Source organism: Faecalibacterium sp. I4-3-84 (assembly GCF_023347255.1).
Taxonomy (GTDB): Bacteria; Bacillota; Clostridia; order Oscillospirales; family Ruminococcaceae; genus Faecalibacterium; species Faecalibacterium taiwanense.
Genome location: NZ_CP094466.1, coordinates 2,232,358 through 2,258,467, shown reverse-complemented (window position 1 = coordinate 2,258,467; position 26,110 = coordinate 2,232,358). Strand labels below are relative to the sequence as shown.

Below are 26,110 nucleotides of genomic sequence, written 5' to 3'. Positions count from 1 at the left end.
CCCTCAAAGAGGGAGGCTTTGGCAATACCGGAAAGTTTTCCTCTTCGCCAGAGGCTCCCTCTCCGAGGGAGCTGGCGCACGAAGTGCGACTGAAGGAGTTACTTCCGCAGCCGCTTATCGCTTCTGGTGGCCCAGGCAGTGCCCAAAGTCTGGAACACCTGAACCATCAGCACCAGCAAAATGACACACACGATCATGATATCGGTCTGGTAGCGGTAATAGCCGTAGGACAAAGCGATCTTGCCCAGACCGCCGCCGCCAATGACACCGGACATGGCCGAGTAGCCCAGAATGGTGGTCAGTGCGGTGGTCATGCTGGAGATCAGGCCGGGCAGGCATTCCGGGATCATCACCTTGGTAATGATCTGGAACGGCGTTGCGCCCATGCTCTGGGCGGCTTCCACCACGCCCTCGTCCAGTTCGCGCAGGCTGGTCTCCACCAGACGTGCCACGAACGGGAAGGCTGCCACCACCAGCGGAACGATGGTGGCTTTGGTACCTACCGTGGTGCCCACGATGGCACGGGTAAGCGGGAATACACAGATCATCAGGATCAGGAACGGAACACTGCGCAGGATGTTGATAACGATGTTGAGAATGTGCATCAGCCAGCCGGGCAGCGGCAGAATGCCGTCCTTATCACCGGCCACCAGCAGCACACCCAGCGGCAGGCCCAGCACCAGCGCAAACGCGGTGGAAAGGACCGTCACATAAAAGGTCTCCCAGATGGCAAAGCCGTAATCTGCAATACTCATTCGCCGGTCACCTCCTCTACCGTAATGCCGGGCTGGGCGCGCATATAGGCCGCAGCCTGCTTTGCCTGCTCCACATCAGCGGGCAGCTTGAGCAGCATGGAGCCGTAGCACTGACCGCTCAGGTCGCGGGTGTCGGCGCTGAGCACCGACACCAGAATGCCTTTTTCTGCGGCAAGGCTTGCCACCAGCGGTTTTGCCGTGGACGAACCGTTGAAGGTGACGCGCACCACATGGTCGTCCGGTGCAAAACTGGACAGATCCCGCGCGGCGCTGCCGCCGTTGGGTGCCACCAGACGCTTTGCTGCGGGCGTTTTGGGGTTCGAGAAGATCTCCTGCACGGAGCCTTCCTCCACCACAACGCCGCCGTCCAGAATAGCAACGTGATCGCAGATCTCTTCCACAACGCTCATCTGATGGGTGATGACCACCACCGTGATGCCCAGCTTCTTGTTGATGTCCTTGATCAGGGTCAGGATCGCATGGGTGGTGTTGGGGTCCAGTGCGCTGGTGGCTTCATCGCAGAGCAGAACTTTGGGGTCCGTTGCCAGTGCACGGGCAATGGCAATGCGCTGCTTCTGGCCGCCGGACAGCTGTGCCGGGTAGGCGTTAGCCTTATCGGGCAGGCCCACCACTTCCAGCAGCTCTCTGGCACGCTTTTCGGCATCCGCCTTTTTCACACCGGCCAGCTCCATGGGGAAGCAGATGTTCTTCAGGCAGCTGCGCTGCATCAGCAGATTGAACTGCTGGAAGATCATGGTGATCTCGCGGCGGCGCTCACGCAGCTGGGCTGCGTTTAAAGTCTCCATAGCGGTGCCGTCGATCACAACGCTGCCCTCGGTGGGGCGCTCCAGCAGGTTGATGCAGCGCACCAGCGTGGATTTACCTGCACCGGACATGCCGATGATGCCATAAATGGAACCATCCGGGATGGTGAGGTTGATGTCCTTCAGCGCATTCACCGCGCCGTCCTTCATCTGGAAGGTCTTGGAAAGATGTTTGATCTCGATCACAGAAATTGCTCCTTGCTGTTGAATAAACTCCTTCAGTCAAACCCTTGCGGGTTTGCCAGCTCCCTCATGGAGGGAGCCTGAAACAGAACGGTCAGGCAAAGGCCCCCTCCCCGAGGGGGCTGTCACCGCAAGGTGACTGGGGGAGTCTGCTTAGCCCTCGATCGGTGCCAGACTGTCCTGCTTGCCGCCGTAGATGCCCATAGGCTCCACGTGGATGCCGGCAACCGTCACCAGATGGGTGCCGTGCTCTGCATTGAAGTCGTCCAGATACGGCTGATGCTGGAAATAGTTGGTATCGCACTGGCCGTCCTCAACGATGTTGTTGGGAATGATGTAGTCGTCGTACTCCTGAATATCCAGCGTGATGCCCTTTTCGGCCAGAATGTCCTTGCAGATCTCCAGAACCTCGCAGTGAGGAGCCGGAGTAGCAGCGCAGCTGACGGTCTCGCCGTTCAGTGCATCGTAGTCGATGGAGGAGTCATAGCCGTCGGTGGGGTTTTCCACAACGGACACCACAGCGCCCTTGTAGTTTTCATCCATGAACTCCTTCACCTTCTGGCTCTGCAGAGCAGCGGCCAGAGCCTTGATCTTCGGCTCTTCCTGATTGCCGTCCTTGCAGACCAGAATATTGACGTAAGCAGAGGTGCCGTCCTCCATTGCCAGAGCATCGGTCATGGGGTCCAGACCAGCGGAGATGGCGTAGTTGGAGTTGATGACGGCGTAGTCCTCGTCCTGCAGGACGTTGGGCACCTGAGCAGCCTCGACCTCATCGACGGAAACATTCAGAGGGTTCTCCTCGATGTCCTTTGCGGTTGCGGTCAGGCCTGCATCCGCCTTCAGCTTAAAGAAGCCGTTCTTCTCCAGCAGGGTCAGGGCGCGTGCCTCGTTGGTGGTGTCGTTGGGCACAGCCACCTTCACCTTGTCCAGCTTAGCCACAGCAGAAGAAGCTGCGGAAGAAGCAGTGCCGGAAGCAACAGAAGATGCGGTGGAAGAAGAACCGCCGCATGCGGTCAGGGCAGCTGCAGCTGCTGCAGCTCCGGTAACTTTCAGAAAATCACGACGAGTAATCATAGTTTTGTTCCCTCTCTATTTGCTTATTATAATGTACAGCGGCCCGCACGGCACAGTTCCTTGCTAAGGGCCTTTGACGGATGCATGAAAAAAGCTCCCGTCCTTGACCTTGAGCCAACGCTCAGACAAGGACGGGAGCATAACATACTTCCGTGGTACCACCTTGGTTTACCGCACCCTTGCGGGCACAGCCTCAATGCTGCGGCAGCTTTGCTGCTTACAGCCGGACGCTGTAACGGGCGCATCCCGTTGCAAACTTAGCGCTCATGCACCTCGCCCGCACAGCTCCGAGACCATTTTCAGCTTCCTGTTTCCTGCCCTTTTCCATCGCCCGGGCTTTCTGGTAAGGATCAATGCGAAGGCCTACTCTTCTCTTCACAGCCATTTTTGTGATATTGCATTTATAATAATCCAATCGACCGGATTTGTCAACACCTACAACGAAGTTTTTTAGTAGGGAATTGCGTTTTTTTATCTTGTGCGCCAGCCGCGGACATGGTAGAATAAGACAGCATTATTTATAAAGGAGGTGCGGCAATGAACAGCCGCGAGGTTTTCCCGGATGAAGAACTGCGCCGCCGCATCATGGATTTTATCATGGCGGCGGGCCAGACATTGCTGGAAAACGGTGCCGAGGTGTTCCGGGTGGAGCAGACCATGGAGATCATGGCCCGGTCATTCCACCTGCGGGAGTTCCATGTTTACGTGCTGACCAACGGCATCTTTGCCAGTGCGGGCACCGCCGAGATCAGCGAGGTGCGCAATGTGCCTACCCGCACCACTCATCTGGGCCGGGTGGCGGCAGTGAACGCCCTCTCCCGCGAGATTGCAGAGGGCAGCATGTCGCTGGACGAAGCCGAGAGCCGTCTGGTGCTGGCGCGGCGCATCCCTTTTCCCAAGAACTGGGTGCAGCTGGTCAGCGGCATGTGCGGTGCATTCTGCTTTGCACTGATCTTCGGCGGCACACTGCGCAGTGCACTGGCGGCGGCACTGGCAGGCTTTCTTGCCAGCGGCTATTTGCTGCTGTGTGAGCAGCACGAGCTGCCCGGCGGCTTTTGCAAGATCAGCTGTGCTGCGCTTATCACGCTGGTGTGCATTCTGGCCTGCCGAGTGCTGGGCACACCGGCCAGTCATTCTATTATTGGTTCGCTGATGATCCTGACCCCCGGCATCGCCTTTACCATGGGCATCCGCGACTTTGTGCACGGAGATTACCTCTCCGGCACCATCCGCATGATCGATGCGCTGCTCATTGCAGCCAGCATTGCCATTGGCACCGGCCTTGTGCTGAGCCTTTATACATTCTTTACGGGGGTGGTCGTGGCATGATGTTGACCAGTACACAAATTGGGGAGCTGGCCGCGCAGTTTTTTATTGCCGGCGCAGGCACCCTGAGTTTTGCCGTTCTGTTCGGCTGTCCGCGCAAAAGCCTGCCCTTCTGCGGGCTGGTGGGTGCCGTGGGCTGGTTCGTCTACGAGCTGGCCGTGATGCTGGGGGCAGACAGTGCCGCAGCCTCCCTGCTGGCGGTGATCCCGCTGACCATCCTCACCCGGGTGTTTGCCATCGTGCTCAAAATGCCGGTAACAGTGTTCCTGCTGTCCGGCATCTTCCCGCTGGTGCCCGGCGCGGGCATCTACTACACCGCCTACTATTTCATACAGGGCAACAATGCGCTGGCCCTCTCCAACGGCATCAGTACCTTTAAAGTAGCCGTTGCGCTGGCCATCGGCATCACGCTGGTGCTCAGTGTGCCCATCCCAAAGCGGCACCGGAAACATTAAAAATCATAATTTAAGGGCCGCTGCACATTATTCCCTGCAGCGGCCCCTTCTGTTCTGTGCTATTTTTATTCATCCTCCGCATGTCCCGTTTTCATCTTTCGTCTGCTCCTGTTCCTCTCTCGTCTGCTTCTGTTCCTCTCTTGCCGCCCGCATCAGCCCGGCAAACAAAAAACCCACATTGACCCCCAGAATAAAACCCACGATGCCTGCCGCCAATACCATTGCGCCGCTCCCTTCTTTTACTATATTTTACCATATATCATTCGTCGGATGCAATCGCAGCCTGTCGCAGAAGGCAAGATCACTGCCCAGCGTGCAAGCTTTTTTTGCGCCGGAGCGTTGCAAGACTCTGCCGCATCTGCTATACTTTTGACAGTACTTATACAAAAGAGGTGCTCTTTATGTCTGTTATGGATACTCTTGTCAGCCGCCGCACCTACCGCCGCTTTGCACAGAAAGCTGTTCCGCAGGATGTGGTGGATGATATCGTCGAGGCCGTCCGCCTGTCCTCCTGCGGAGCCAACCGTCAGGCTGTGCGTCTGGTGGTGGTGAACAAGCCCGAGGAGGTGGCAAAGGTGCAGCCGCTGGTCAAGTGGGCTGCCTATCTGCCGCCGGAGCAGGGCACACCCAAAGCCGACGAGCTGCCCACCCTGTATGTGGCCGTGGTGCAGGATACCTCCATCCCCGGCGACCTTGCCACCGATACCGGCATTGCCCTTGCCAACATGACCCTTGCCGCATGGGACAAAGGCGTGGGCAGCTGCATCATGGGCGCGATCAACAAGCCCGCCCTCACCGAACTGCTGGGCATTGAAGAACCTCAGAAGCTGGCATTCATGGTGGCGTTCGGCTACCCGGCCCACAAGGCTCACATTGTGCCGCTGACGGCTGAGACCGGCGTAAAGTATTATCTGGACGAGAACCGGGATTACTGCGTGCCAAAGCGGAGCAAAGAAGAGATCGCAAAATATCTATAATTTGTATATATACATTTTGTCGACGCATTTTTTGTATAATTGTTTTCAATTCGGTTTCAATTGATGAGATTTTTTGCACAAGTATTGACTTTTCAATTTGTACAATCTATACTAAATTCGTTCGCCAGATGTTCGATGAATCGCATCGTTCCGGCGTACCGCAAAAACATACAGTACATTTGAGGAGTGTTTGAATATGAAAAAGATCTCTCGTCGCAGCTTTCTGGCAGCTGCCGGTCTGTCCGTTGCCGCTCTGGCTCTGACTGCCTGCGGTGGTTCTTCCGCAAGCACCGCTTCCTCCGTGGCAAGCTCTGCTGCTTCTTCTGAAGCTGCTTCCACCAGCGCTGCCGCTGGCGAGCTGACCACCGTTGAGGCTGGCAAGCTGACCATGGCTACCAACGCAACCTTCCCTCCGTATGAGATGACCACCGATGCAGGCGAGTTCGAGGGCATCGACATCGAGGCTGCTCAGGCCATCGCTGACAAGCTGGGTCTGGAGCTGCAGATCGATGACATGGACTTTGACGCCGCTCTGCTGAGCGTGCAGCAGGGCAAGGCCGACATCGTTATGGCCGGCGTTACCGTTACCGACGAGCGCAAGGCCGTGATGGACTTCTCCGACAGCTACGCTACCGGCATCCAGTCCGTCATCGTTCCCGAGGGCTCCGACATTGCTTCTCCCGACGATCTGGCCGGCAAGAAGATCGGCACCCAGCGCGGCACCACCGGTTACATCTACTGCACCGATGATTTCGGCGAGGACGCTGTGGTGGCTTACGACAGCGGTCTGACCGCTGTGCAGGCCCTGAACAATGGTCAGGTGGACGCCGTGGTCATCGACAACGCTCCCGCCAAGGAGTATGTGGCTGCCAACCCCGGCCTGAAGGTGCTGGAGACCAGCTACGCCGAGGAGGATTACGCCATCGGCATGGCAAAGAGCTCTCCGCTGGAGGACGCCATCAACTCCGCTCTGGAAGAGCTGAAGGCTGACGGCACCCTGCAGGCCATCGTGGACAAGTACATCACCGCTGAATAATCAGCTGGCTGATAACGGAACCACGGGGAGGCAGCCCCAACTGGGGCACCTCCCCTTTTTTGGAAAAATAAGGTTACAAAATTCTAACAAAACAGGAAAGTGAGGATGCGAATGGCTGCACAGTACGAACTGCTCAAAGAGCTGCTCAACAGCGGCACTACGCTCAGCTTCGGGCAGAATTTCTTCTTCAAGTTTTATCAGGCGTTCATCCTGAATGACCGCTGGACGCAGTACATCAAGGGTGTGGGCACTACCCTGCTGGTCACTGCGCTGGCACTGGCACTGGGCATCGTGCTGGGCAGCGTGGTAGCTCTGGTGCGTGTGGCACACGACCAGCAGCGCCCCGGCCACAAGAACCCGGTGCTGGGCTTCTTCAATGCGGTGTGTCAGGTATACACCACCATCATCCGCGGCACGCCCATGATGGTGCAGCTGCTCATCATGAGCATGGTCATCTTTGCCAACAGCCGCAACTTTACCATGGTGGGTGCGCTGGCACTGGGCATCAACTCCGGTGCCTATGTGTCCGAGATCATCCGCGGCGGTCTGATGGCCATTGACCCCGGCCAGATGGAGGCCGGCCGCAGCCTCGGCCTGAACTACATGACCACCATGGTGGTCATCATCATCCCGCAGGCCATCCGTGCGGTGCTGCCCGCACTGGGCAACGAGTTCATCATCCTGCTGAAGGACACTTCCCTGATCACGGTCATCGGCGGCAAGGAGCTGCTGTACGCCGCACAGGGCATCATGAACCGCACCTATGAGCCCATGTTCCCGCTGCTGGGCGATGCGCTGATCTACCTTGTGCTGGTCATGCTGTTCACCCGTCTGCTGGCAAAGTTTGAGAGGAGGCTTGCTCAAAGTGACCGATAAGATTCTGGAAGTCCGCGGCCTGACAAAGACCTACGGCGGCGAAAAGAAGCCGGGCGCAAAGCAGCCCACCCCCACTCTGGACGTGCTGAAGGGCATCGATATTGATATTTACCGCGGCGATGTGGTCTGCCTGATCGGCCCTTCCGGATGCGGCAAATCCACCTTTCTGCGCTGCCTGAACCGTTTGGAGATTCCCTCCTCCGGCAGCATCAAATTTGAGGGCACCGAGGTGGACGAGGCCCACATTGATGCTGTGCGCCAGAAGATGGGCATGGTGTTCCAGCACTTCAACCTCTTCCCCCACCTGACCGTGAAGAAGAACCTTGAGCTGGCCCCCACCCTGCTCAAGCTCAAGGATAAGCAGGCCATTTCCGACAAGGCCGACGAGCTGCTGGCCCGCGTGGGCCTGTCCGACAAGGCCGATGCCTACCCCAAGAGCCTTTCCGGCGGTCAGCAGCAGCGTATTGCCATTGCCCGTGCCCTTGCCATGGACCCGGACGTGATCCTGTTCGACGAGCCCACCAGCGCCCTCGACCCCGAAATGGTGGGCGAGGTTCTGGAACTGATGAAGGAGCTGGCCCACACCGGCATCACCATGCTGGTGGTCACCCACGAAATGGGCTTCGCCCGTGAGGTGTCCAACCGCGTCATCTTCATCGATGACGGCAAGATCCAGGAGGACGAGCCGCCGCAGGAGTTGTTCACGAACCCGAAGCATCCCAGACTGAAAGCATTCCTTTCCAAGATGCTGTAATGTAAGAAATGAAAAAAAGAAGGGGCTGTTGCACATGCGACAGCCCCTTCTTTTGTACGAATAGGCGTAAGAATCAAGCGGTATCAACGCCTAAAACAAAAGCATGCGCAACAAATTTTCGATGGATTTGTGATGCATGTGCCCTTTTGAATTGTTTGATTATACGATTGATTTTGAAAATATCTGCTGCACTTTCGGCTAAAACGATGTGCAACAGTCCCTTTGCTTGTATGTTATTCTTTACTGCGAAACACAAACAATTTGCTAAAAATATAGTTCAACGCCATAACAATAAACTGTACCACAAATTTGGAAATTCTGTCATACCAGTGTAAAATATTTACCAGCAATGTCATGCAGGCCATTTCGATAAGAAGAGTAGAAACTCTCGCATTGAAAAATTTTAGCATTTCGCGCAATTTATCAGTGCTTTTACTTTCAAAAACGAACTTTCGGTTTGTGATATAAGCAAAAGAAACCGCGCAGATCCATGAGAACGTATTGGCAGCCATCAGTTGAAATAGGTCTTGCGGATCCAGAAAGACTGTAGTGAAAAAATAGTAACTTACCAGACTCACTACCGTAGTCAGACCACCTATGATCACATAGTTGATCAATTCCTTATAACGAAAATAAAGCTGCTTTATTGTTTGTATCATACGCAGCGCCCGGAATTGATTTCTTTTTCCACAATATAGATCGGACGGTTTTTCAGGTCTGCGAATGCAACGGAAAAATATTCACCCATAATTCCGACCAGCAAAAAGAGAACAGCAAATAAAACATTGAATGCCGCAAGAATCACCTTATACTCGCGGAAGCCGCACAGTGCACTTATAGCAAAAAGCACAGCAGCAAGAAAACTTACAGCACCGGCATAGAGGCCGAGTTTCAGTGGAAAATCAGAAAAACCGACTATGGTGCTGATTGCAAAATTCATCAGTTTTTTCAGCGTATGGTGGCTGGCCCCGCCAGCTCTTTCCGCAGCAGTGTATTCCAGCGTTGTTTTCCGGAAGCCAACGCTTTGTACATATCCACGCAGAAAACGAGTCTTTTCACGGTAATTTGTACGCAGAACATCTGCCACACGGCTGCTGATGGCAAAGAAATCCGATGCATTTTCCTCCAGCTTTACTTGATCAGATAAGGCGTTGATCACCCGGTAGAATGCTCTGGATGTAAAGTTTTTGATGGCACCTGCCGATTTGTTGGAGGTTCGGACCATGCTGATAACCTCATAGCCTTCCTCAAATTTCGCCATGATGGGGGCGATGCATTCCAGAGGGTGCTGCAGGTCGGCATCCATGCAAATGATCACATCCCCCGCAGCATGATCGATGCCTGCAATCATGGCAGCCTCGTGGCCAAAATTTCGCGAAAAACTGATTACACGGACATTCTTGTTCTGTTGCGCAATCACTTCCAGAATATTCATACTGGCATCGGTACTACCATCATTTACAAAAATTAGTTCATTTTCCCCCCATATTTCAAATCTTGCTCTATGTTGCAAAAGGCATTATAGAATTTTTCCAGAACGGCTTCTTCGTTATAAACTGAAATGACCAAAGATAATTTTTTCATTTGACCTTCCTGCTTTTTTACAGCGTTTACTGCTCATCCGCAAATTTGACAACGATTTTCCCATTGATACACCGGATCGAGCCCTGTTCCGGGTAGCAAGGCATAGATGCCACCTCTGCATTGCCCTCAAACTCTGCGGCATCTCCTAATTCCGGCGCAAAACCACACCAAAGCTCCATGGTTTCCTTCCATGCGTAATCATTGAAAATAAGTTCCCCTTTATATGTGGGCAGATCCAAATCATCGAAATACTCGCTGACTCCAACAAAATTTTTATCGTGCTTGTCATACTCCTCGATATAAACAACCTGCGCATCTTCAGTATAACCTTCAACGCTTTCAATTCGCGTGATCAAAGTTGTGTAATAACTGATCATTTGTGTCTGCATCACGTCTGCTTTTAGGTAGAGGATATTGCTGTAACGAATATTTAGAGTCACAAGTACTCCTAATAGGGCAACAGCGGCTTTACATAGGGCACCTTCTACTTTTGTTCTATCTTCGGGATATTTATTAATAAGCCATACAACCAAAGCAAAGGCAAACGCCTGTCCAAAAGTCATTACGGCATGAACATCCCAAGGCTCTACCATCAGGTATACAAAGCATGCTGCAATAGGATATGCGATTAGGATCAATAGGGTTTGAGATCCTTTTGGAGTCTTAAGAATATACATTTTCCGGAGCACAAATATGGCAATGATCGCAGTAACAACAATCAACAAAGTATAGATATATCTTGCGCTGAAGTCTTCCACAGCAGTGCTTGGATAAAAGAAAGATCCATAGCCGCACAACATCCGATAAATATAATTGCTCAGATTTGTTCTTCCAAAATGATTGATACCTTTGTAATCCGTCAAAACAACGCCAAACTGATTCAGAAAAAATTGATTGACTAGAAAATATTCCGCAATAAACCCAATGCACACAGTTGCATTACACAGAGCCATTTTCCAAAACGCTTTCCAGCTCATATCAGACTGCCGGACATCTTCCATCATATAAAGCAACAATGTACAGATGCAAACCGGGATATTTGCCTGATACACACCAACAGAACAAGCCATCAAAACCGTGCAGAGTAATAGAGCGACAAAATTCTTTTTCTGGTGAAAAATCCATGCTCCAACCACTCCCAGTAGGGACGCAGCGTAATAGTATGGTGCAGTAAACATGTAACTGAATGTTCCCGTCACTGACGGAAATGTCACCATACTTCCGCACAGCAGAATAACAAGAGGCTTTGACTGGATCCTCAAACTATCCGCCAGCAGATATACGATTGCTGCAATGCACAAAATCGTAATCGTACCATTTACCACTGGCAGGCTGTAGTTTTTACTACCCAGCAAATTTGCACTCAGACTTCCAAGAATGCCCAGCATCCACCGTCCAGATTCGTAAGTAGCGCCCACATCGTTGAAATACCGTGCATCATCATGGAATGAGTATTTGTTGAACAGAACCATGCCATGCGCCAACAATCCCCAAAAAGTAGCACTGCACAGTACTGTTTTTAACAGGCTCTCATTTACCTTTAGCTTTTCCACAATTTTTTCCATGTATTTCTCCCAAACAAGGCATCATTCCCGAATTTAGCCAAAACCATACAGTTGTATTATACAATGTCAGCCTATCTCCTGCAACTATTTCTGCAAAAAAACGTGCTCTGTGGTTTCTATTATCCACAGAGCACAGTTCTCATCACTCTATTTTATTGCAGCTTTTACAGCGCATTATTCGTACCATCTGTTCCCTGCTCACTGGTATAAAGCACCATCAGATGGTTGGCGCTTTCTTCCAGCTGGGTCTTGGCCTGACGCAGGGCGGCTTCCTCGTTTTCATTCATTTTTTCGGGCTTATCCTTGCGCAGGCAGCGGCGGAGGTTGGCGAGGTCCGTTTTGATGCGGTTCTTCTCGTCCTTATCCAGCTCCTTTTTGCATTTGGAAAGAGCCTCGTCCACCTTGTAGGCCAGCACCTCGGCCTGATTGTGCAGGTCCAGCCGCTCCTTGCGGCGGCTGTCCTCGGCCTCATAGGCGGCAGCGTCTGCCATGGCGCGTTGGATCTCATTTTCCGAAAGGTTGGTGCTGCCGGTGATGGTGATGTTCTGCTCCCGGCCGGTGCCAAGGTCCTTGGCAGACACCTTCACCACGCCGTTCACGTCGATATCGAAGGTAACTTCGATCTGCGGCTTGGAAGAAAAGCTTGCCCGGATGCCGGTGAGCTTGAATTTGCCCAGACTCTTGTTGTCGCGGGCAAAGTGGCGCTCGCCCTGCAGCACGTTGATCTCCACACTGGTCTGCATAGGCCGTGCGGTGGTGAAGATCTGGCTCTTGCGGGTGGGGATCATGCTGTTGCGGGTGATCAGCGGGGTGGCCACGCCGCCCAGCGTCTCAATGGAGAGGGTCAGCGGGGTCACATCCATCAGCACAAGGCCCTGCGCCGCTGCGCCGGTGGCACCGGCCAGCTTGCCGCCGCCCTGCAGCAGACCGCCCTGTACCGCCGCACCCATGGCAACACACTCGTCCGGGTTCAGGCTGTGGCTGGGTTCGCAGCCCAGCAGCTCCTTCACCTGACGCTCCACCGCAGGCATCCGGGTGCTGCCGCCCACCAGCAGCACCTTGCCCAGCTGGCTGGCAGAAATGCCTGCATCCCGCAGCGCATTCTGCACGGGAGCCACTGTGCGGGCCAGCAGGTCGCCGGTCATCATCTCGAACTGCGGGCGGGAAAGCGAGATATCCAAGTGGTGAGGGCCGTCCTTGCCCACTGCGATAAAGGGCAGGTTCAGCTGTGCCGACGGCGCGGCAGAAAGCTCCTTCTTTGCCTTTTCGGCTTCCTCTTTCAACCGGCCCATAGCTGCCGGGTCGCGGGAGAGGTCGATGCGATCCGATTTTTTGAACTCGGCCACGGCATATTCCACGATGCGCTGATCGAAGTCGTCGCCGCCCAGATGGGTGTCGCCGCCGGTGGCAAGCACCGTAAAGGTCCCGTCCTCGATCTCGATGATGGACACATCAAAGGTGCCGCCGCCGAGGTCGTAGACGAGGATCTTCTGCGATGCTTCGTTATCCAAACCATAGGCCACAGCGGCAGCAGTAGGCTCGTTGATGATGCGCAGCACGTTCAGGCCTGCAATGCGGCCTGCATCCTGCGTAGCCTTGCGCTGGCTGTCGTCGAAGTAGGCGGGCACCGTGATGACCGCTTCGGTCACCGGCTCGCCCAGATAGCTCTCGGCATCGCGGCGGATCTTGGCCAAGATCATGGCGCTGATCTCCTGCGGGGTCAGGTCTTTGCCGTCGATGTGCACCCGGTAGTCACTGCCCATATGGCGCTTGATGCTGGAGATGGTGCGCCCGGAATTTGTGGCGATCTGGCGCTTGGCCGCACCGCCCACCAGACGTTCACCGTCCTTCGTGAAGGCCACAACGCTGGGGGTGGTGCGCTCACCCTCCGCATTGGTGATGACCACGGGCTTGCCGCCCTCCACCACTGCCACGCAGGAATTGGTCGTGCCGAGATCGATGCCGATTACTTTGCTCATACTGTCTGTTTCCTCTCCGGTGCTGTGCATCTTGGGCGCAGCTCTTCAAATCATTTCCGAGTATATCTTACCGTCCCGATATGACGATTTTTTAGTCCAATTGTAAAGATTCCATGTCGTAAGCTGTGGCTCGGGCAGGCAGTTCACTGGTCAGTTCCCGGATGAGCTGGTCAGCTTCGGCCAGCCACTGCTCTGCGTCCGGCTCGTGTTCACGGGCCTTGATGGAAAAGCCCTGCCTTGCTTCTGCGGCCAGTGCCAGCGCCTTTTTGCGGCTGGTGTAGCGCGTTTCGGTCTGGGCCACACGCAGGCACACCTGCGGAGTGTACTCGATATCCGGCATATGGGCTGCGTTGGCGCGGGCACGGCGGTAATACAAAAGTGCCCGGCCATTGTCGCCCCGGGCAGCGCAGTCATCGCCCAGTGCAATGTTGGATAAGATCTCGCCGCTGTCCGCTGCTTCCTTCCACATGCGGCGGGCCTCGGCACGGTTCGTGCGGGTGCCGCGGCCCTTATAAATGCAGTCTGCCAGCAGGGCAAGTCCCATGGTGCTGCCAAGCTCGGCTGCTTTTTCAAAGCATTCCACAGCCTGCGCCCAGTTGCCCTTGCGGGCGGCTTCCTTTCCGGCATCCGCTTTCTCATCACCGGGGTCTTCCGGCGTATGGCCCGCGTGCAGCAAACCGTTGAGCAGAGCGCCGTCCAGCGTAGCCGAGTGGCTCCACGGGTCCAGCACCACGCCGTCGATCCCCTCAGTGGAAAGGGCCAGCTCCATGGCATCCTGCAGGGTGTAATCTGCCATTGGCCGGGCAGAAGTGCTGCGGTCGGCACAGGCCGCAGCTGCAGAGGTGAACATAGGCAGCCATGTGCGGCCCTTCTCGTTGCGCAGGGTCCACAGCTGCAGGTCCTTCGCCTTTGCCGTGGGCACCGGATGCTCCGTCCACGGTGCAGGCGTGTTGTGCACCGTCAGTGCCGTGCGCAGCGGCACCAGAACATGGGTCTCCATTTCCAGTGCATAGTTCAAAGCGCCCATCAGCGTCCAGAAGCTTTCTTCGTTCTGGCCTTTATATAAATTTTCCACTGCCTGCTCAAAGGCCGGGCAGCCGGTGCCCGCCGGGCTGTAGGCCGGAGCGTTCTGCCGATGCTTGCGGGTGCCCACCGGGCGCAGCCGGATGCCGCCGTCTTGTCTTTTTGCCATCTGCTCACCATTCTTCCAGTTTCTAGTCAGTTTTTAGTATAGCAGGAAATGGCTTTGGGTACAACGCCTATCTGTATGTATCCATTTTTCCCTACTCAAAAAAGCGGGGTGCCAGATCAGCTTCTTCTGGCACCCCGTTAAAAAAACATTTTTCCTGAAACGCCTTATTCCGCGTCCAGATCTTCTTCGGTCTCAGCAGCAATATAGATCGGTCTGTGCTTTGTTTCAAGATACGTTTTGGCAAGGTACTCGCCCGCAATGCCCGTACACAGCAGTTGCACACCACTGCACAAAAGGATAATGCAGACAAGGCTCGGCCAGCCGGAAGTAGGGTCGCCGAACATCAGTGCACGCACCACCACGATCATGATGCCTACAAACGCCAATACGCAAAAGGCAAGGCCAAGGCCCGCCGCCATCAGCAGCGGAGCTGTGGAAAAGCCCACAATGCCTTCGATCGAATATTTGAGCAGACCCCAGAAGTTCCACTTTGTTGTGCCCGCCACACGCTCTACGTTTTTGTAGTCGATCCACTTTGTTTTAAAGCCGACCCAGCTGAAAATGCCCTTGCTGAAGCGGTTATATTCCGCCATGCTCAGCACGGCATCAGTCATCTTGCGGCTCATCAGGCGGAAGTCTCTTGCTCCATCCACGATCTCTGTATCCGAGAGCTTATTGATGATCTGATAAAACTTTTTGGCAAACCAGCTGCGAACGGGCGGTTCACCCTCGCGTGTCGTGCGGCGGGTGGCCGCGCAGTCATATTCGCCGGAGAGCAGCAGCTCCAGCATTTCCGGCAGCAGCGAGGGCGGGTCCTGCAGATCCGCATCCATCGTTGCTACATAATCGCCCTTTGCCGCTTTTAATCCGGCATAAATGCCTGCTTCCTTGCCAAAGTTCCGGCTGAAGGAGATGTACCGCACACGGGCATCTTTCCGGTGCAATTCCCGCGCGATCTGCAGTGTGCGGTCTTTTGAACCGTCATCCACAAAGATGAACTCAAAATCTGCTCCGTGGGATATTCCCATCTGCTGTGCGATCTTGCTGGCCTCTTTATAAAAAATGGGAAGTGATTCTTCCTCATTGTAGCACGGAACGACCAAACTTATCAGCATTCCTGTTTCCCCTTTTGTGCAATATTTAAAATCATTGTAGCATACCCCCACCCTGGTTTCAACCGTTTTCGGCATTTTGCCCGGCGGTTTTCAGCACACTTTTGCAATAAAAACATTTTCTATGGCTTTTTAAGTTTTTGTACGCTATAATAAGTAGGATTTCATAAACCTTATAATGCAAGAAAGAAGGAGTATCGCCTTGAACAAGATGCTAGGCTATCTGAAGGACTACAAGCGCGAGAGCGTGCTTGCGCCCCTTTTCAAGATGCTGGAAGCCACGTTCGACCTGTTCGTGCCGCTGGTCATGGCGGATATCGTGAACATCGGCATTGCCGCCCACGACTTCCACTATATCCTTGTGCGGTGCGGCATTTTGCTGCTGCTGGCCATGATCGGCCTTGCCTGCAGCCTGACGGCACAGTATTTTTCCGCAAAGGCGGCCGTGGGCTATTCCACAGCTCTGCGCCACGCCCTGTTTGAGCACATCCAGACCCTGAGCTTTACCGAGATGGACACCCTCGGCACCAGCACCCTGATCACCCGTATGACCAGCGACGTGAATCAGGTGCAGAGCGGCCTGAACCTGTTTTTACGCCTGTTCCTGCGCAGCCCGTTCGTGGTGATCGGTGCCATGGTCATGGCCTTTACGGTGAATTCCCGTGCAGCGCTGATCTTTGTAGTGACCATCCCGCTGCTGAGCGTGGTGGTGTTCGGCATCATGGCTGCTACCCGGCCCCTGTACAAGACGGTACAGAATCGCCTTGACCGGGTGCTGGGCCTGACCCGCGAAAACCTGACCGGCGTGCGCGTGGTGCGCGCTTTTGATAAGGAAAAGAGCGAGGTAGAGCGCTTTGAGAATGCCAACGACCTGCTGACCCGGATGCAGCTCCATGTGGGCCACATTTCCGCCCTGATGAACCCGCTGACCTATGTGCTCATCAACATTGCCATTGTGGCACTGCTCTATGTGGGCAGCATTGAGATCAATGTGGGTGGCATGGCTTCCGGCGACGTGATCGCGCTGGTGAACTACATGAACCAGATCCTTGTGGAGCTGGTCAAGCTGGCAAACCTGATCGTGCAGGTGAGCAAGGCGCTGGCCTGCGCAGGCCGCGTGCAGGCTGTGCTGGACACCACGCCCGGCATGGCCTTCCCGGAAAAGCTTCTGGGCGAGGTGCCCGCCGAAAAATCCGGCGATGCCGTGCGCTTTGAGCATGTAAGCTTGACCTATGCGGGTGCCGGTGCACCCAGCCTTTCCGACATCAGCTTCACTGCAAAGCGCGGCCAGACCATTGGTGTCATCGGCGGTACCGGCAGCGGCAAATCCAGCCTTGTCAACCTGATCCCCCGCTTCTACGATGCCACCGAAGGCACGGTGGAGATCATGGGCCGCGATGCCCGGAACTATCCCCGTGAAGAACTGCGCGGCAAAGCAGCCATGGTCATGCAGAAGGCCCAGCTCTTTGGCGGCACCATCCGCTCCAACCTGCTGTGGGGCAACAAGAATGCCACCGATGCGGACCTGTGGGCTGCACTGGAAACAGCACAGGCTGCGGAGTTCGTCAAAGCCAAGCCCCTTGGGCTTGACGAGCCTGTGGAGCAGGGCGGTCGCAACCTGTCCGGCGGACAGAAGCAGCGCCTGACCATCGCCCGCGCCCTTGTGGGCAAGCCGGAAATTCTGATCCTTGACGACAGCGCCAGCGCACTGGACTACGCCACCGATGCCGCCCTGCGCAAGGCACTGGCTGCTCTGCCCGGCAGCCTGACCGTGTTCATCGTGAGCCAGCGCGCCGCCAGCCTGCAGCACGCGGATCAAATTCTGGTGCTGGATGACGGCCATCTGGTGGGCATCGGCACCCACGACCAGCTGCGCCAGACCTGCTCCGTCTACGAGGAGATCTACGAGAGCCAGTTCAAGAAAGGGGATGCGCAGAAATGAGTGCAAAAGCAAAAACAAAGCTGACCCCGCAGCAGCGCAAGGCCACCTTGACCCGTGTTCTGGGCAAGATCAAACCTTATTCCCTGTTTGTGGTGTGCAGCCTTGTAGTGGCTGCTGTGAGCGTGGGCGCACAGCTGTATATCCCCATCCTCTGCGGCAGCGCCATTGATATGATGCTGGGCAAGGGTGCCGTAGATTTTGGCGGTGTGATGCGCATTATCATCGAGGTGCTGGTGGTTGCCGGTGTGGCCGCTCTTGCACAGTGGCTGCTGAGCGTGTGCAACAACCGCATCACCTTCCTTGTCAGCCGCGACCTGCGCAACGAAGCCCTGCGCAAAATTCAGACCCTGCCGCTTTCCTACCTCGACAGTCACCCCTCCGGCGATATCGTCAGCCGCATGGTGGCCGATGTGGATACCTTTGCGGACGGCCTGCTGATGGGCTTTACACAGCTGTTCAGCGGCGTGCTGACCATCCTCGGCACCCTTCTGTTCATGCTCAGCGAGAATGTGCCCATCACGCTGGTGGTGGTGTGCATCACCCCGCTGAGCCTCGTGGTGGCAAGCTTCCTTGCCAAGCGCAGCTATGGTTACTTCCAGAGCCAGAGCGCCGTGCGCGGCGAGCAGACCGCGCTGGTCAACGAGATGATCGAGGGCCAGAAGGTGGTGCAGGCCTTCGGCCACGAGGCCGAGAGCCTTACCGCCTTTGACGAGGTGAATGGCCGTCTGCAGGACGTGAGCCTGAAGGCCATCTTCTTTTCCAGCCTGACCAACCCCGCCACCCGCTTTGTGAATAACATCGTGTACGCAGGCGTGGGCCTTGTGGGTGCCGTGTACGCGGTGCGGGGCGGCATCACCATCGGTCAGCTGAGCGTGTTTTTGAGCTACGCCAACCAGTACACCAAGCCCTTCAACGAAATCTCCGGCGTGGTGACGGAGCTGCAGAATGCTCTGGCCTGCGCCGCCCGCGTGTTCGAACTGCTGGATGCCGACGATCAGGTGCCTGAAGTCGAGAACGCCTCCGTGCTGCAGCCGGACGGCCATGTGCAGCTGGAGGATGTTTCCTTCCGCTACCTGCCCGACCGCCCGCTGATCGAGGGCCTTTCCCTCGACGTAAAGCCCGGCCAGCGCATTGCCATCGTCGGCCCTACCGGCTGCGGCAAGACCACCCTCATCAACCTGCTCATGCGCTTCTATGATGTGAACGGCGGTTCCATCAAGGTGTCCGGCACCGACATCCGGGATGTGACCCGCGCTTCCCTGCGCGGCAGCTACGGCATGGTGTTGCAGGATACATGGCTGCGGGCCGGTACCGTGCGGGAAAACATTGCCTACGGCAAGCCGGATGCAAGCCTTGAAGAGATCGTGGCAGCAGCCAAAGCCGCCCATGCAGACAGCTTCATCCGCCGCCTGCCGGAGGGCTACGATACCGTCATCGCCGAGGACGGCGGCAACATCAGTCAGGGCCAGAAGCAGCTGCTGTGCATTGCCCGCGTGATGCTCTGCCTGCCGCCGATGCTGATCCTGGACGAAGCAACATCCTCCATTGATACTCGCACCGAGGTGCGTATCCAGAAAGCCTTTGCCCGCATGATGCAGGGCCGTACCAGCTTTATTGTGGCGCACCGCCTTTCCACTATCCGCGAGGCGGACGTGATCCTTGTGATGAAGGACGGCCACATCGTGGAGCAGGGCAGCCACGACGAGCTGCTTGCTGCAAACGGCTTCTACGCCAAACTCTACAACAGCCAGTTCGAAGGCGTGGAGATCTGAGAGTTCCCGATAATAATAACAAAAAGGAGCGGTGCGCTGCATCGCTCCTTTTTATTATTATTTGCTTTCAACTTTCTGCACGATGGGTTCATCGGGCGGCGGCGTGAGGGTAGAGTGCTCCACAATGAACTGCTCCGCCCTCTCCCGGGCCAGACGCTGGCGCACCTTGCGTGCATCGTTGGCGGGGAAGGTGCGCTCGCCGTCCAGCTTGGCATCCCAGTGGGCAGCGGCTGCTTCCACCTCGGCGTCCGTGGGTGCAAGGCCCTCCTTTTCTGCCACCAGCAGAAGCCCCAGCCAGCTGCGCAGCTTGCGCTCTGCCTGCGCGTGGAGCCATGCACGGAACTCTTCCACCGTCTGGCCGCGCACTTTAAGGAACTGGTCAAAGTTGATACCATTGGCCTGCAGGCTCAGGTTGAACTGGCGCTGCTCGGCAAAATAGTTACCGCCCACCAGCTGCTTTGGCAGCGGGCCTTTCACTGCATCGCCCAGCTGCCATACCAGCTCCTTGCGTGCCCGCTGCTCAGCCTGGGCACAGCGCTGTGCCCAGATCTCGCGGGCCACCTGCTGCCGCAGCGCCGCCTTGCCCGCAGCATCGGCTGCACGCTCCTCGTCGCCGTGGTGACGGTTGATCTCCAGTTCAATGGTCAGCTGCCGGATGGGGTGCGGCTCCACGGCCTGCACGAAACCGGTGTACTGCCCCACTTCCAGCGGCGGCAGCGCATAAAACTGTGCACCCGCCCGGAAGCCCTCGGCCCGGTTCACCGCCAGCAATTCAAAATCCGGGTCGGTCACCGGCACCACATGGTACTCCTGTACCAGCTGCTCATACAGCGCCGAAAAGCCGCCAAGAATGGTGCGGTTCACCGCCTCGGTCAGCAGACCGTCCTCTTCCTGCGGTGCGTCCGGCCCTGCCTGCACCTGTGCAATGGCTGCCGCCAGCTCCTCGGCACCGGCTGTGAATACCAGACGGCAGTCGCCCGGCTCAGCCATGCCAAAATGTTCCAGTTTCATCCTCTTTTCCCCTTTCAGCAGGCAATGCCCACGGTCAGCACCAGCAGGGCCACACCCAACACGGCATACAGCACCTCGGCTCCCAGCGTAGCGCGGTCGCCCTCTACATACATTTTTTCCGGGTTTTCGGGGTCATAGTATAAGGTGACGGTATCCCCCACCGCAAAGCTCTTGCCCCGCGCAGGCTTCGGGTAGTGCAGCCGATGGCTGCCGCCTGCGGTGGTAAAGGCCAGCACATAGGCACCACCATCCCGGCTCTTCACGGTGCCCTCCACCGTGGCCGTGACCTTCTGCCCCTGCGTGCACAGCCTGCGCCGTGCCAGCACACTGCGCAGAGCCATAAAGAACATGATGCCTGCTCCCAGCAGGAAAATAATGATATTGAACATTCTGCATTTCCCTCGTTTTCTCAGTCTGCGCGCAGGACACCCTCCCGGCACGTCCTGTTTATTGTATCACACTTTGGCAAAAATTTCGCCCTGCAGCTGCCATTCAGAATGCATCAATTTTCAAGCAAAATTTTGTCGAGAAAATCTGAAAATAATGCTTGACATTCTTCGTATATCTGGTATAATAACTATCGTTCCGAGCAACACAGCTCACGAACAAAACAGAATATGCGGATATGGCGGAATTGGCAGACGCGTTAGATTCAGGTTCTAATCGGGGCAACTCGGTGGAGGTTCAAGTCCTCTTATCCGCACCAAACCATGAAAATCCGAACTTTTTTCCAATAGGAGAAGGGTTCGGATTTTTTGTTTTCTTTGGAAAACAAAATGAATCCCTTGCTTCCATCGAAAAGCGTCCTAGACCTTATCATAAGAAAGCACGACAGACCACTGTAAGAGTGCCGTAAGGCAGAAAGGACACAAACATGAAGTACGATGCAAGAGCTTGCCATTTCAACATGGACACCGGCTGTGTGGAACTACTGCTCCGGGATGGGAGAAAAATTTCCATCGACTGCACCGGGGTCGAGGATGCACTGGACGTGACCATGGCGCAGAGGTCAGAGTTAGACTATCTCGTCTATAATGACCCGCTTGGCTATGCGGATTTGATTCTGAATGGCGATCCGAAGGAATATTTGAAAAACGTAACCGAGAGCCATGGCTTAGAAGATTAAGAATAGCAAAACAGGGCGTATCTCTTTTTATGGGATGCGCCCTGTTCTTTTATGCCTGTTTTTTCTGTGCTTCTGCAAACATCCGGGCAATCTCCGTGCCGGATTCCTGCATTCCACGATTCATCCACTCATGTACCCAGCCATATAGCATATAACCGATGGCAGAATTCAGATACGCCAACCCGTTGGGAATCTCCGGCGAACGGTCAAAATAGCCAAGAAGTGTTTCCAGCATGATATTGGAAAGCCCTGCATGGTACAATGCAAGGTAAAATTCAGCATGGTCCTTGTAAAAATCCAGCAGACTGACGAGCCATAGATTATCCTGACCCGGTGTGCCATCAGGATGCTCATGGTCAAAATTTGTCTTCCATTCATTGGTCAGACGCACAGACTCCTGCTGTAATACGTCCTCTTTGCTTGCGAAATTGCGGTAAAAAGATGCCCGCCCAACACCGGCAGCATCCACCAACGCCTGAATGCTAATGGATACAAAGTCCTGTGTGTGCATCAATTCCAGCAGCGCAGACAGAATGTGCTGCCGCACATAGGTGTTCTTTTCCTGATTGTTCATGTTCTTCATGGGATGATACAAACGCCCTTTTTTGTCTCATTTTGGCTGAGACGATTGACTCAGCGCTGTTTTGATGATACACTCGTCCCACCAAAAAGTCAAGGAGGTTTTTATGACAATGACTTCAAAACGAATCATCTTACTTGCCGTCATTATTGCAGTGGCTTTTGTATTGGGACGTTTGGCAGTTCGAGAAGTGTTGAATCTGCTGCTGGGCGGCACGCTGTTTGGAGGGAATATTCTGTGAAAACACTGAAATGGGGATTGCTCTATACTGCTGCGTTTCTTGCAGCGTTTGTCGGCTCTGCTTTACTCAAAATGAACAGCGACCCGACCCACGGCAAATACAACACCCGTTGGGATGAAACGGTTGGCAAGGTGTACACCGACTTGCCTTATGGAGAGGGTGCTGCCAACAAGTTTGATCTTTATGTGCCGGCAGACAAAAGTCAGGATGCATACGGTCTTGTGGTCTATCTTCACGCCGGTGGGTTTACCAGCGGAGACAAAGCCGGTGATGCCGAGATGCTGAAATGGCTGTGCAGCAAAGGCTATGTGGCGGCAGGGATCAACTACACATTGTTTACGGAAGAAAACCCGGATGCCAGCGTATACAGCCAGTCGGAGGAGATCAAAGCGGCCATGCCCTCTGTGGTTGCAGCAGCCGAAAAACTGGGGTATAAGCTTGACCGGATGGCGATTGCGGGCGGCAGCGCAGGCGGATGTCTTGCGCTGATCTATGCCTACCGGGATGCCGACACCTCGCCGCTTCCGGTCAAAATGGTATTTGAAGCAGTCGGCCCCGGCAGCTTTCATGTGGAGGATTGGGGCATCTTCGGTCTCGACCAAAGCCCGGAGGCCGCCGCAGGACTGTTCAGTGTAATGTCCGGTCAGGCGCTGACCCCGGAGGATATCACATCTGGTGCCTATCTGGATGCAGTCAAACCGATCTCTGCTGATCGCTGGGTCACAAAGGATACGGTGCCCTCTGTCCTCTGCTACGGCGCACACGACAAGATGCAGCCATTTGCCGCATCCAAGCCGCTGGTCGCCGCACTGGAAAAGAACGGAGTAGATTACCGGTATTTCGTAGCGAAGCATTCCGGCCATGGGTTGCAAAACGACAATAAGGTTTATATGGAGTATCTGGATGCCGTGGTAGAATATCTGGACAAGTACATGAAGGACTAACTCTGTATGAAAGGAACCGTTTAGGAGGCTATCATGCAAAAGAATGATCTTCTTGTAGTGGCAATTATGATAATTGCCGCTGGCATTTCGGGCGCAATATGCGGAAAGCTGCTGTTGGATAACATTATATGAGAAAGAAAAAATATCATGAAGAACGGAATATTTGTTCTGGTGTTTCTTGCCAGCGCATTGACAAGGATCTTTCTGCTGGGAAGTGCACCGGAGCGACTGGTAAAGTCGCTGGGACAAGATCTGACCTGCGCGGTTTTCAGCGACCAGAACTATGAAAACGAGAACGGAAACCAGTACGACCTGTATATTCCTGCCGGACTGGACAGGACGCAGGATCAGAATTTGATCCTCTATATCCACGGGGGTAGCTTCAACTCCGGTTCAAAAGCTGATGGCGAAACATGGTGCAGATACTATGCCGCACAGGGGTACATTACAGCATCCGTGGATTACACTCTGCAGATGCACGGAAAAGATGCGTCCGTTTATCAGATGAACAAAGAAATTGAAAATGCAGTCCGGGCGATCCGGCAAAGGACGGAGGAACTGGGATATCATATTGCAGGAATGGCTCCGTTTGGTGTGTCCGCAGGCGGGACCTTGGCGATGAATCTAGCTTATAACGGGAATTCTGCGATTCCGGTCAGATTTGTTTTCCAAGTAGCTGCCCCCACATACTTTGAACCATCCGAGTGGACCCTGCTCATGAAGGTAGACAAGCTCGCATCGGAACACGACTTTTGCAAGATGATGACCGGAAAGGAATTGGAGGATTATACACAGGAGATCCAGAAGATCTCTCCGGCAGGCATCGTGAGCGATGATTCTGTGCCTTCACTGATCGCCTATGACCGGATCGACCATTGCGTCCCCGTGAACCAAAAAAATTATCTCATGGAAGCGTACCTTTTTCACGACGTTCCATACGACTATATCGAATTTCCGAAGTCCAACCATGGGATGTATAATGATCCGGATAAGCTGCAGGAATTTCTGGAAAAGTCTTTGGAATATGCCGAGCGTTATTTCACCGATTGATCCGCATGGGCTGAGGAGGAATTGTGTCAATTTGACACAATTCCTCCTCGTCCGTTCTAAGCAGGGTTTGGGGTGGAACCGCGTTTGCGCAGCGCAGCGGAGCAATGAAAGCCCCAGTGGGGCTTTTAAGCGGCAGCGCGGTCTGCGACAGCAGATGGAGGGGCGTTGCCCCGACAAGTTCGACAAATGTTTCCGAATTGTTAAGGCGCAAAAATAAGTAGAGGGATTCTGCTCATGTAAGGGGGGCGCCGGTTGCTCCGAACGAAGTTCCTGCCCCTGTTTGTGCAGCGGCATTGTCCGGCTCGCCCACAGAAAGTGTGAGGTCATGGCACGGTAGAGAGGAATTGTTTCTCCCATAAGAATACGCAGTTTGGTACATCGGATATATAACAAAGAAAAAACAGGGTGCGCCCTGCCGGACGCACCCTGCAAAAATCCACATACGATAGCGATATGTATAACAGGGCGTTCCCCGTCGGGAACGCTCTGTTTTTCTTTGCTGGTGGTGTGATGAGCCTGCTCTGCCTGCCATGCAGCAAATTCTCTTTGCCCTTCCTCGCTGTTCCAGCAGGCAAGGATGGCCGGGTAGAATGCCCGTGCCAGACGGTCGATGGCTTCATCGGGGTAGGGGGAAGTGTTTGTGGACTTTTTCTTTTTGTTCAAACGCACGCTCCTTTGATCGTCCCACCGTGGCAAAGCTGGGCGAGAAAATCAAAGTTCCAATTTTTATCAGGCGCAAGGGCGCGGATGCTTTCCACCCTGCACTTGCGGCTGGTGGCTCGTTGATGGCTTACAAGTGCCTGTCGTTATGCCGTTTTAGAGGATTCACCGCTGGATTCTGCAAGAACTTCGTCCAGCGTTTTCAAAAATTCAAGATGAGGTTTCAAGGCAAAGCGGAGAACTTTGACCTGTTCCGGATGCGTAAGAAGTTTCGGGTTCAAGTCGAACGTAACTTCCCAACTCTTTCGCATGAGAGATTCAGCATTGTGGAGCCGGTAGTACAGTTCGAGAAACTTTTGGGGAACATCATAGCTTTCATCAATGGTGTTGCTGGCGGCTTTCTCTGCCTGCTTCACCGTTACTTTGTTAGGCTTGACTTTCTTCGGCTTCGGCACATAATTCTTGATTTCCTCAAAAATTTCAGCCTGTTCTTCGGGCTTGGCCTTGCCGAGATTTTCGAGAAGATAATCGGGAATGTGCAGTTCCTCGCGGAAGAACCGATCACGGAAACCGGGAGACAGTTCATCCGCAACGTCAACGCCGTGGGCATAGTATTCTGCACGGCGGACTGAACTTGCGCTGCTGTGATTTTCCTGCGCAATGCGCTCACAGGTTTTCATTGGCTTCTGGTTGTGTTCAGATTGAACACTGCCAGATTTCTTTGCAGTATGCTGATTGCCGCGAAATGCTTCGGTGCGCTTTTCAGAGGAATACTGCTTACCCATAAGGAACTTCTTCTGCTCCGGGGTCAGATTACGCCGCCCTAACTGATTCTTGCAGATCCATGCGAGGACTTCTTCTCTGCTTTCAAACGGGAGCGGCATGGTAGAGAAAGAGATTTCGGGATGCTCCTGAACGATTTCATAACGATTGTGACCGTCAACAAGGGTGTTGTTCCAAACGATCAAAGGAGAGATCAGCTTGCCCTCTTTGAGGATGTTTTCTTCAAGCTGCTTGAATTCATCATCGGTCAGAGGGGGAATCTGGGACTGGAACTCCGGGTCAATTTTCAGATTGATCATACGCACACTC

At 54.6% G+C, this 26,110-nt stretch carries 26 protein-coding genes and 1 tRNA gene; 13 read left to right on the top strand and 14 right to left on the bottom strand.

The annotated features are described in order from the left end of the window. Positions 1 to 98 precede the first annotated feature (98 nt). From MTP41_RS10995 to MTP41_RS10985, 3 genes are all read right to left on the bottom strand, one after another. Positions 99 to 755: a methionine ABC transporter permease gene (locus MTP41_RS10995; protein WP_097773982.1), complete on the bottom strand. Its 657-nt coding sequence runs from the start codon at positions 753 to 755 to the stop codon at positions 99 to 101. Next, complete coding sequence (locus MTP41_RS10990; RefSeq protein WP_118529153.1) at positions 752 to 1,765, bottom strand: methionine ABC transporter ATP-binding protein; 1,014 nt, start codon at positions 1,763 to 1,765, stop codon at positions 752 to 754. The genes MTP41_RS10995 and MTP41_RS10990 overlap by 4 nt, the downstream gene beginning before the upstream one ends. 150 nt (positions 1,766 to 1,915) lie before the next feature. Then, positions 1,916 to 2,836 (bottom strand): MetQ/NlpA family ABC transporter substrate-binding protein, encoded by a 921-nt coding sequence (locus MTP41_RS10985; RefSeq protein WP_249235522.1) that lies wholly within the window; start codon positions 2,834 to 2,836, stop codon positions 1,916 to 1,918. Between the two features lie 537 nt (positions 2,837 to 3,373). Between MTP41_RS10985 and MTP41_RS10980 the strand changes: the two genes are divergently transcribed. Both MTP41_RS10980 and MTP41_RS10975 read left to right on the top strand, forming a co-directional pair. Next, entirely contained in the window at positions 3,374 to 4,165 is a 792-nt protein-coding gene (locus tag MTP41_RS10980; protein ID WP_118529152.1) for a threonine/serine exporter family protein, read from the top strand. Next, positions 4,162 to 4,617 carry a threonine/serine exporter family protein gene (locus MTP41_RS10975; protein ID WP_120020985.1) on the top strand — a complete coding sequence of 152 codons (456 nt, stop codon included), beginning with the start codon at positions 4,162 to 4,164 and terminating at the stop codon, positions 4,615 to 4,617. Before MTP41_RS10980 ends, MTP41_RS10975 begins: the two co-directional genes overlap by 4 nt. A 69-nt stretch (positions 4,618 to 4,686) precedes the next feature. Here the strand turns inward: MTP41_RS10975 and MTP41_RS10970 are convergent, their stop codons facing one another. After that, the gene (locus MTP41_RS10970) at positions 4,687 to 4,839 is read right to left on the bottom strand and encodes a hypothetical protein (protein ID WP_158576386.1); all 153 of its coding nucleotides are present in this window, start codon (positions 4,837 to 4,839) and stop codon (positions 4,687 to 4,689) included. Between the two features lie 179 nt (positions 4,840 to 5,018). Between MTP41_RS10970 and MTP41_RS10965 the strand changes: the two genes are divergently transcribed. The 4 genes from MTP41_RS10965 (at position 5,019) to MTP41_RS10950 (ending at position 8,260) form a co-directional block, all read left to right on the top strand. Next, positions 5,019 to 5,594 (top strand): nitroreductase family protein, encoded by a 576-nt coding sequence (locus tag MTP41_RS10965; RefSeq protein ID WP_097776676.1) that lies wholly within the window; start codon positions 5,019 to 5,021, stop codon positions 5,592 to 5,594. A gap of 196 nt (positions 5,595 to 5,790) precedes the next feature. Continuing rightward, the gene (locus tag MTP41_RS10960; RefSeq protein WP_097776677.1) at positions 5,791 to 6,630 is read left to right on the top strand and encodes an amino acid ABC transporter substrate-binding protein; all 840 of its coding nucleotides are present in this window, start codon (positions 5,791 to 5,793) and stop codon (positions 6,628 to 6,630) included. Positions 6,631 to 6,741: 111 nt separating this feature from the next. Continuing rightward, complete coding sequence (locus MTP41_RS10955) at positions 6,742 to 7,506, top strand: amino acid ABC transporter permease (protein WP_249235521.1); 765 nt, start codon at positions 6,742 to 6,744, stop codon at positions 7,504 to 7,506. After that, positions 7,496 to 8,260 (top strand): amino acid ABC transporter ATP-binding protein, encoded by a 765-nt coding sequence (locus tag MTP41_RS10950; protein ID WP_097776679.1) that lies wholly within the window; start codon positions 7,496 to 7,498, stop codon positions 8,258 to 8,260. The genes MTP41_RS10955 and MTP41_RS10950 overlap by 11 nt, the downstream gene beginning before the upstream one ends. A gap of 233 nt (positions 8,261 to 8,493) precedes the next feature. Here MTP41_RS10950 and MTP41_RS10945 read toward each other — a convergent pair whose 3' ends face one another. The 6 genes from MTP41_RS10945 to MTP41_RS10920 all read right to left on the bottom strand — a co-directional run bounded on the left by MTP41_RS10945 (position 8,494) and on the right by MTP41_RS10920 (position 15,695). Further along, positions 8,494 to 8,919 (bottom strand): GtrA family protein, encoded by a 426-nt coding sequence (locus MTP41_RS10945; protein WP_249235520.1) that lies wholly within the window; start codon positions 8,917 to 8,919, stop codon positions 8,494 to 8,496. Next, on the bottom strand, positions 8,916 to 9,695 hold the full coding sequence (locus MTP41_RS10940; protein WP_442900299.1) for a glycosyltransferase family 2 protein: 780 nt from the start codon (positions 9,693 to 9,695) through the stop codon (positions 8,916 to 8,918). The genes MTP41_RS10945 and MTP41_RS10940 overlap by 4 nt, the downstream gene beginning before the upstream one ends. 175 nt (positions 9,696 to 9,870) lie before the next feature. After that, complete coding sequence (locus tag MTP41_RS10935) at positions 9,871 to 11,409, bottom strand: glucosyltransferase domain-containing protein (protein ID WP_249235519.1); 1,539 nt, start codon at positions 11,407 to 11,409, stop codon at positions 9,871 to 9,873. A gap of 164 nt (positions 11,410 to 11,573) precedes the next feature. Beyond that, positions 11,574 to 13,388 carry a molecular chaperone DnaK gene (dnaK, locus tag MTP41_RS10930; protein ID WP_097776682.1) on the bottom strand — a complete coding sequence of 605 codons (1,815 nt, stop codon included), beginning with the start codon at positions 13,386 to 13,388 and terminating at the stop codon, positions 11,574 to 11,576. Positions 13,389 to 13,479: 91 nt separating this feature from the next. Then, positions 13,480 to 14,580: an SseB family protein gene (locus tag MTP41_RS10925; protein ID WP_005946528.1), complete on the bottom strand. Its 1,101-nt coding sequence runs from the start codon at positions 14,578 to 14,580 to the stop codon at positions 13,480 to 13,482. A 164-nt stretch (positions 14,581 to 14,744) separates the two neighbouring features. After that, entirely contained in the window at positions 14,745 to 15,695 is a 951-nt protein-coding gene (locus MTP41_RS10920) for a glycosyltransferase family 2 protein (protein ID WP_097776683.1), read from the bottom strand. Between the two features lie 199 nt (positions 15,696 to 15,894). Here MTP41_RS10920 and MTP41_RS10915 point away from each other — a divergent pair, with 199 nt between their 5' ends. Then, positions 15,895 to 17,634, top strand: a complete 1,740-nt coding sequence (locus tag MTP41_RS10915; protein WP_330220984.1) for an ABC transporter ATP-binding protein — start codon at positions 15,895 to 15,897, stop codon at positions 17,632 to 17,634. Then, positions 17,631 to 19,406, top strand: a complete 1,776-nt coding sequence (locus tag MTP41_RS10910) for an ABC transporter ATP-binding protein (protein ID WP_249235518.1) — start codon at positions 17,631 to 17,633, stop codon at positions 19,404 to 19,406. The genes MTP41_RS10915 and MTP41_RS10910 overlap by 4 nt, the downstream gene beginning before the upstream one ends. Before the next feature lie 57 nt (positions 19,407 to 19,463). Here MTP41_RS10910 and MTP41_RS10905 read toward each other — a convergent pair whose 3' ends face one another. Next, positions 19,464 to 20,417, bottom strand: coding sequence for an FKBP-type peptidylprolyl isomerase (locus MTP41_RS10905; RefSeq protein ID WP_249235517.1), 954 nt, complete (start codon positions 20,415 to 20,417; stop codon positions 19,464 to 19,466). 14 nt (positions 20,418 to 20,431) lie between these two features. After that, positions 20,432 to 20,806, bottom strand: coding sequence for a DUF3592 domain-containing protein (locus MTP41_RS10900; protein WP_249235516.1), 375 nt, complete (start codon positions 20,804 to 20,806; stop codon positions 20,432 to 20,434). Positions 20,807 to 21,036: 230 nt separating this feature from the next. On the opposite strand from MTP41_RS10900, the gene MTP41_RS10895 reads away from it, so the two are divergent. Beyond that, a tRNA-Leu gene (locus tag MTP41_RS10895) sits at positions 21,037 to 21,123 on the top strand. Between the two features lie 168 nt (positions 21,124 to 21,291). Then, positions 21,292 to 21,543 (top strand): DUF6061 family protein, encoded by a 252-nt coding sequence (locus MTP41_RS10890; RefSeq protein WP_249235515.1) that lies wholly within the window; start codon positions 21,292 to 21,294, stop codon positions 21,541 to 21,543. Between the two features lie 49 nt (positions 21,544 to 21,592). Here the strand turns inward: MTP41_RS10890 and MTP41_RS10885 are convergent, their stop codons facing one another. After that, positions 21,593 to 22,090 (bottom strand): TetR/AcrR family transcriptional regulator, encoded by a 498-nt coding sequence (locus MTP41_RS10885; protein WP_179860443.1) that lies wholly within the window; start codon positions 22,088 to 22,090, stop codon positions 21,593 to 21,595. 139 nt (positions 22,091 to 22,229) lie between these two features. Here MTP41_RS10885 and MTP41_RS15595 point away from each other — a divergent pair, with 139 nt between their 5' ends. From MTP41_RS15595 to MTP41_RS10875, 3 genes are all read left to right on the top strand, one after another. Beyond that, a complete protein-coding gene (locus tag MTP41_RS15595) occupies positions 22,230 to 22,364 on the top strand; it encodes a hypothetical protein (RefSeq protein ID WP_256466445.1) in 135 nt (44 codons plus the stop codon). After that, positions 22,361 to 23,308 (top strand): alpha/beta hydrolase, encoded by a 948-nt coding sequence (locus tag MTP41_RS10880; protein ID WP_249235514.1) that lies wholly within the window; start codon positions 22,361 to 22,363, stop codon positions 23,306 to 23,308. Before MTP41_RS15595 ends, MTP41_RS10880 begins: the two co-directional genes overlap by 4 nt. Positions 23,309 to 23,455: 147 nt before the next feature. Then, entirely contained in the window at positions 23,456 to 24,358 is a 903-nt protein-coding gene (locus MTP41_RS10875; protein ID WP_249235513.1) for an alpha/beta hydrolase fold domain-containing protein, read from the top strand. 806 nt (positions 24,359 to 25,164) lie between these two features. On the opposite strand, the gene MTP41_RS10870 is transcribed toward MTP41_RS10875, so the two are convergent. Continuing rightward, positions 25,165 to 26,100, bottom strand: coding sequence for a hypothetical protein (locus MTP41_RS10870; RefSeq protein WP_249235512.1), 936 nt, complete (start codon positions 26,098 to 26,100; stop codon positions 25,165 to 25,167). Between the last annotated feature and the right edge of the window lie 10 nt (positions 26,101 to 26,110).

Excerpts from the sequence above, each read along its gene's own strand:
- MTP41_RS10995 (WP_097773982.1), bottom strand. The coding sequence starts at position 755 with ATGAGTATTGCAGATTACGGCTTTGCCATCTGGGAGACCTTTTATGTG.
- MTP41_RS10985 (WP_249235522.1), bottom strand. The coding sequence starts at position 2,836 with ATGATTACTCGTCGTGATTTTCTGAAAGTTACCGGAGCTGCAGCAGCT.
- MTP41_RS10980 (WP_118529152.1), top strand. The coding sequence starts at position 3,374 with ATGAACAGCCGCGAGGTTTTCCCGGATGAAGAACTGCGCCGCCGCATC.
- MTP41_RS10975 (WP_120020985.1), top strand. The coding sequence starts at position 4,162 with ATGATGTTGACCAGTACACAAATTGGGGAGCTGGCCGCGCAGTTTTTT.
- MTP41_RS10970 (WP_158576386.1), bottom strand. The coding sequence starts at position 4,839 with ATGGTATTGGCGGCAGGCATCGTGGGTTTTATTCTGGGGGTCAATGTG.
- MTP41_RS10965 (WP_097776676.1), top strand. The coding sequence starts at position 5,019 with ATGTCTGTTATGGATACTCTTGTCAGCCGCCGCACCTACCGCCGCTTT.
- MTP41_RS10960 (WP_097776677.1), top strand. The coding sequence starts at position 5,791 with ATGAAAAAGATCTCTCGTCGCAGCTTTCTGGCAGCTGCCGGTCTGTCC.
- MTP41_RS10955 (WP_249235521.1), top strand. The coding sequence starts at position 6,742 with ATGGCTGCACAGTACGAACTGCTCAAAGAGCTGCTCAACAGCGGCACT.
- MTP41_RS10945 (WP_249235520.1), bottom strand. The coding sequence starts at position 8,919 with ATGATACAAACAATAAAGCAGCTTTATTTTCGTTATAAGGAATTGATC.
- MTP41_RS10940 (WP_442900299.1), bottom strand. The coding sequence starts at position 9,695 with ATGAATATTCTGGAAGTGATTGCGCAACAGAACAAGAATGTCCGTGTA.
- MTP41_RS10935 (WP_249235519.1), bottom strand. The coding sequence starts at position 11,409 with ATGGAAAAAATTGTGGAAAAGCTAAAGGTAAATGAGAGCCTGTTAAAA.
- dnaK (WP_097776682.1), bottom strand. The coding sequence starts at position 13,388 with ATGAGCAAAGTAATCGGCATCGATCTCGGCACGACCAATTCCTGCGTG.
- MTP41_RS10925 (WP_005946528.1), bottom strand. The coding sequence starts at position 14,580 with ATGGCAAAAAGACAAGACGGCGGCATCCGGCTGCGCCCGGTGGGCACC.
- MTP41_RS10920 (WP_097776683.1), bottom strand. The coding sequence starts at position 15,695 with ATGCTGATAAGTTTGGTCGTTCCGTGCTACAATGAGGAAGAATCACTT.
- MTP41_RS10910 (WP_249235518.1), top strand. The coding sequence starts at position 17,631 with ATGAGTGCAAAAGCAAAAACAAAGCTGACCCCGCAGCAGCGCAAGGCC.
- MTP41_RS10905 (WP_249235517.1), bottom strand. The coding sequence starts at position 20,417 with ATGAAACTGGAACATTTTGGCATGGCTGAGCCGGGCGACTGCCGTCTG.
- MTP41_RS10900 (WP_249235516.1), bottom strand. The coding sequence starts at position 20,806 with ATGTTCAATATCATTATTTTCCTGCTGGGAGCAGGCATCATGTTCTTT.
- MTP41_RS10890 (WP_249235515.1), top strand. The coding sequence starts at position 21,292 with ATGAAGTACGATGCAAGAGCTTGCCATTTCAACATGGACACCGGCTGT.
- MTP41_RS15595 (WP_256466445.1), top strand. The coding sequence starts at position 22,230 with ATGACAATGACTTCAAAACGAATCATCTTACTTGCCGTCATTATTGCA.
- MTP41_RS10875 (WP_249235513.1), top strand. The coding sequence starts at position 23,456 with ATGAAGAACGGAATATTTGTTCTGGTGTTTCTTGCCAGCGCATTGACA.
- MTP41_RS10870 (WP_249235512.1), bottom strand. The coding sequence starts at position 26,100 with ATGATCAATCTGAAAATTGACCCGGAGTTCCAGTCCCAGATTCCCCCT.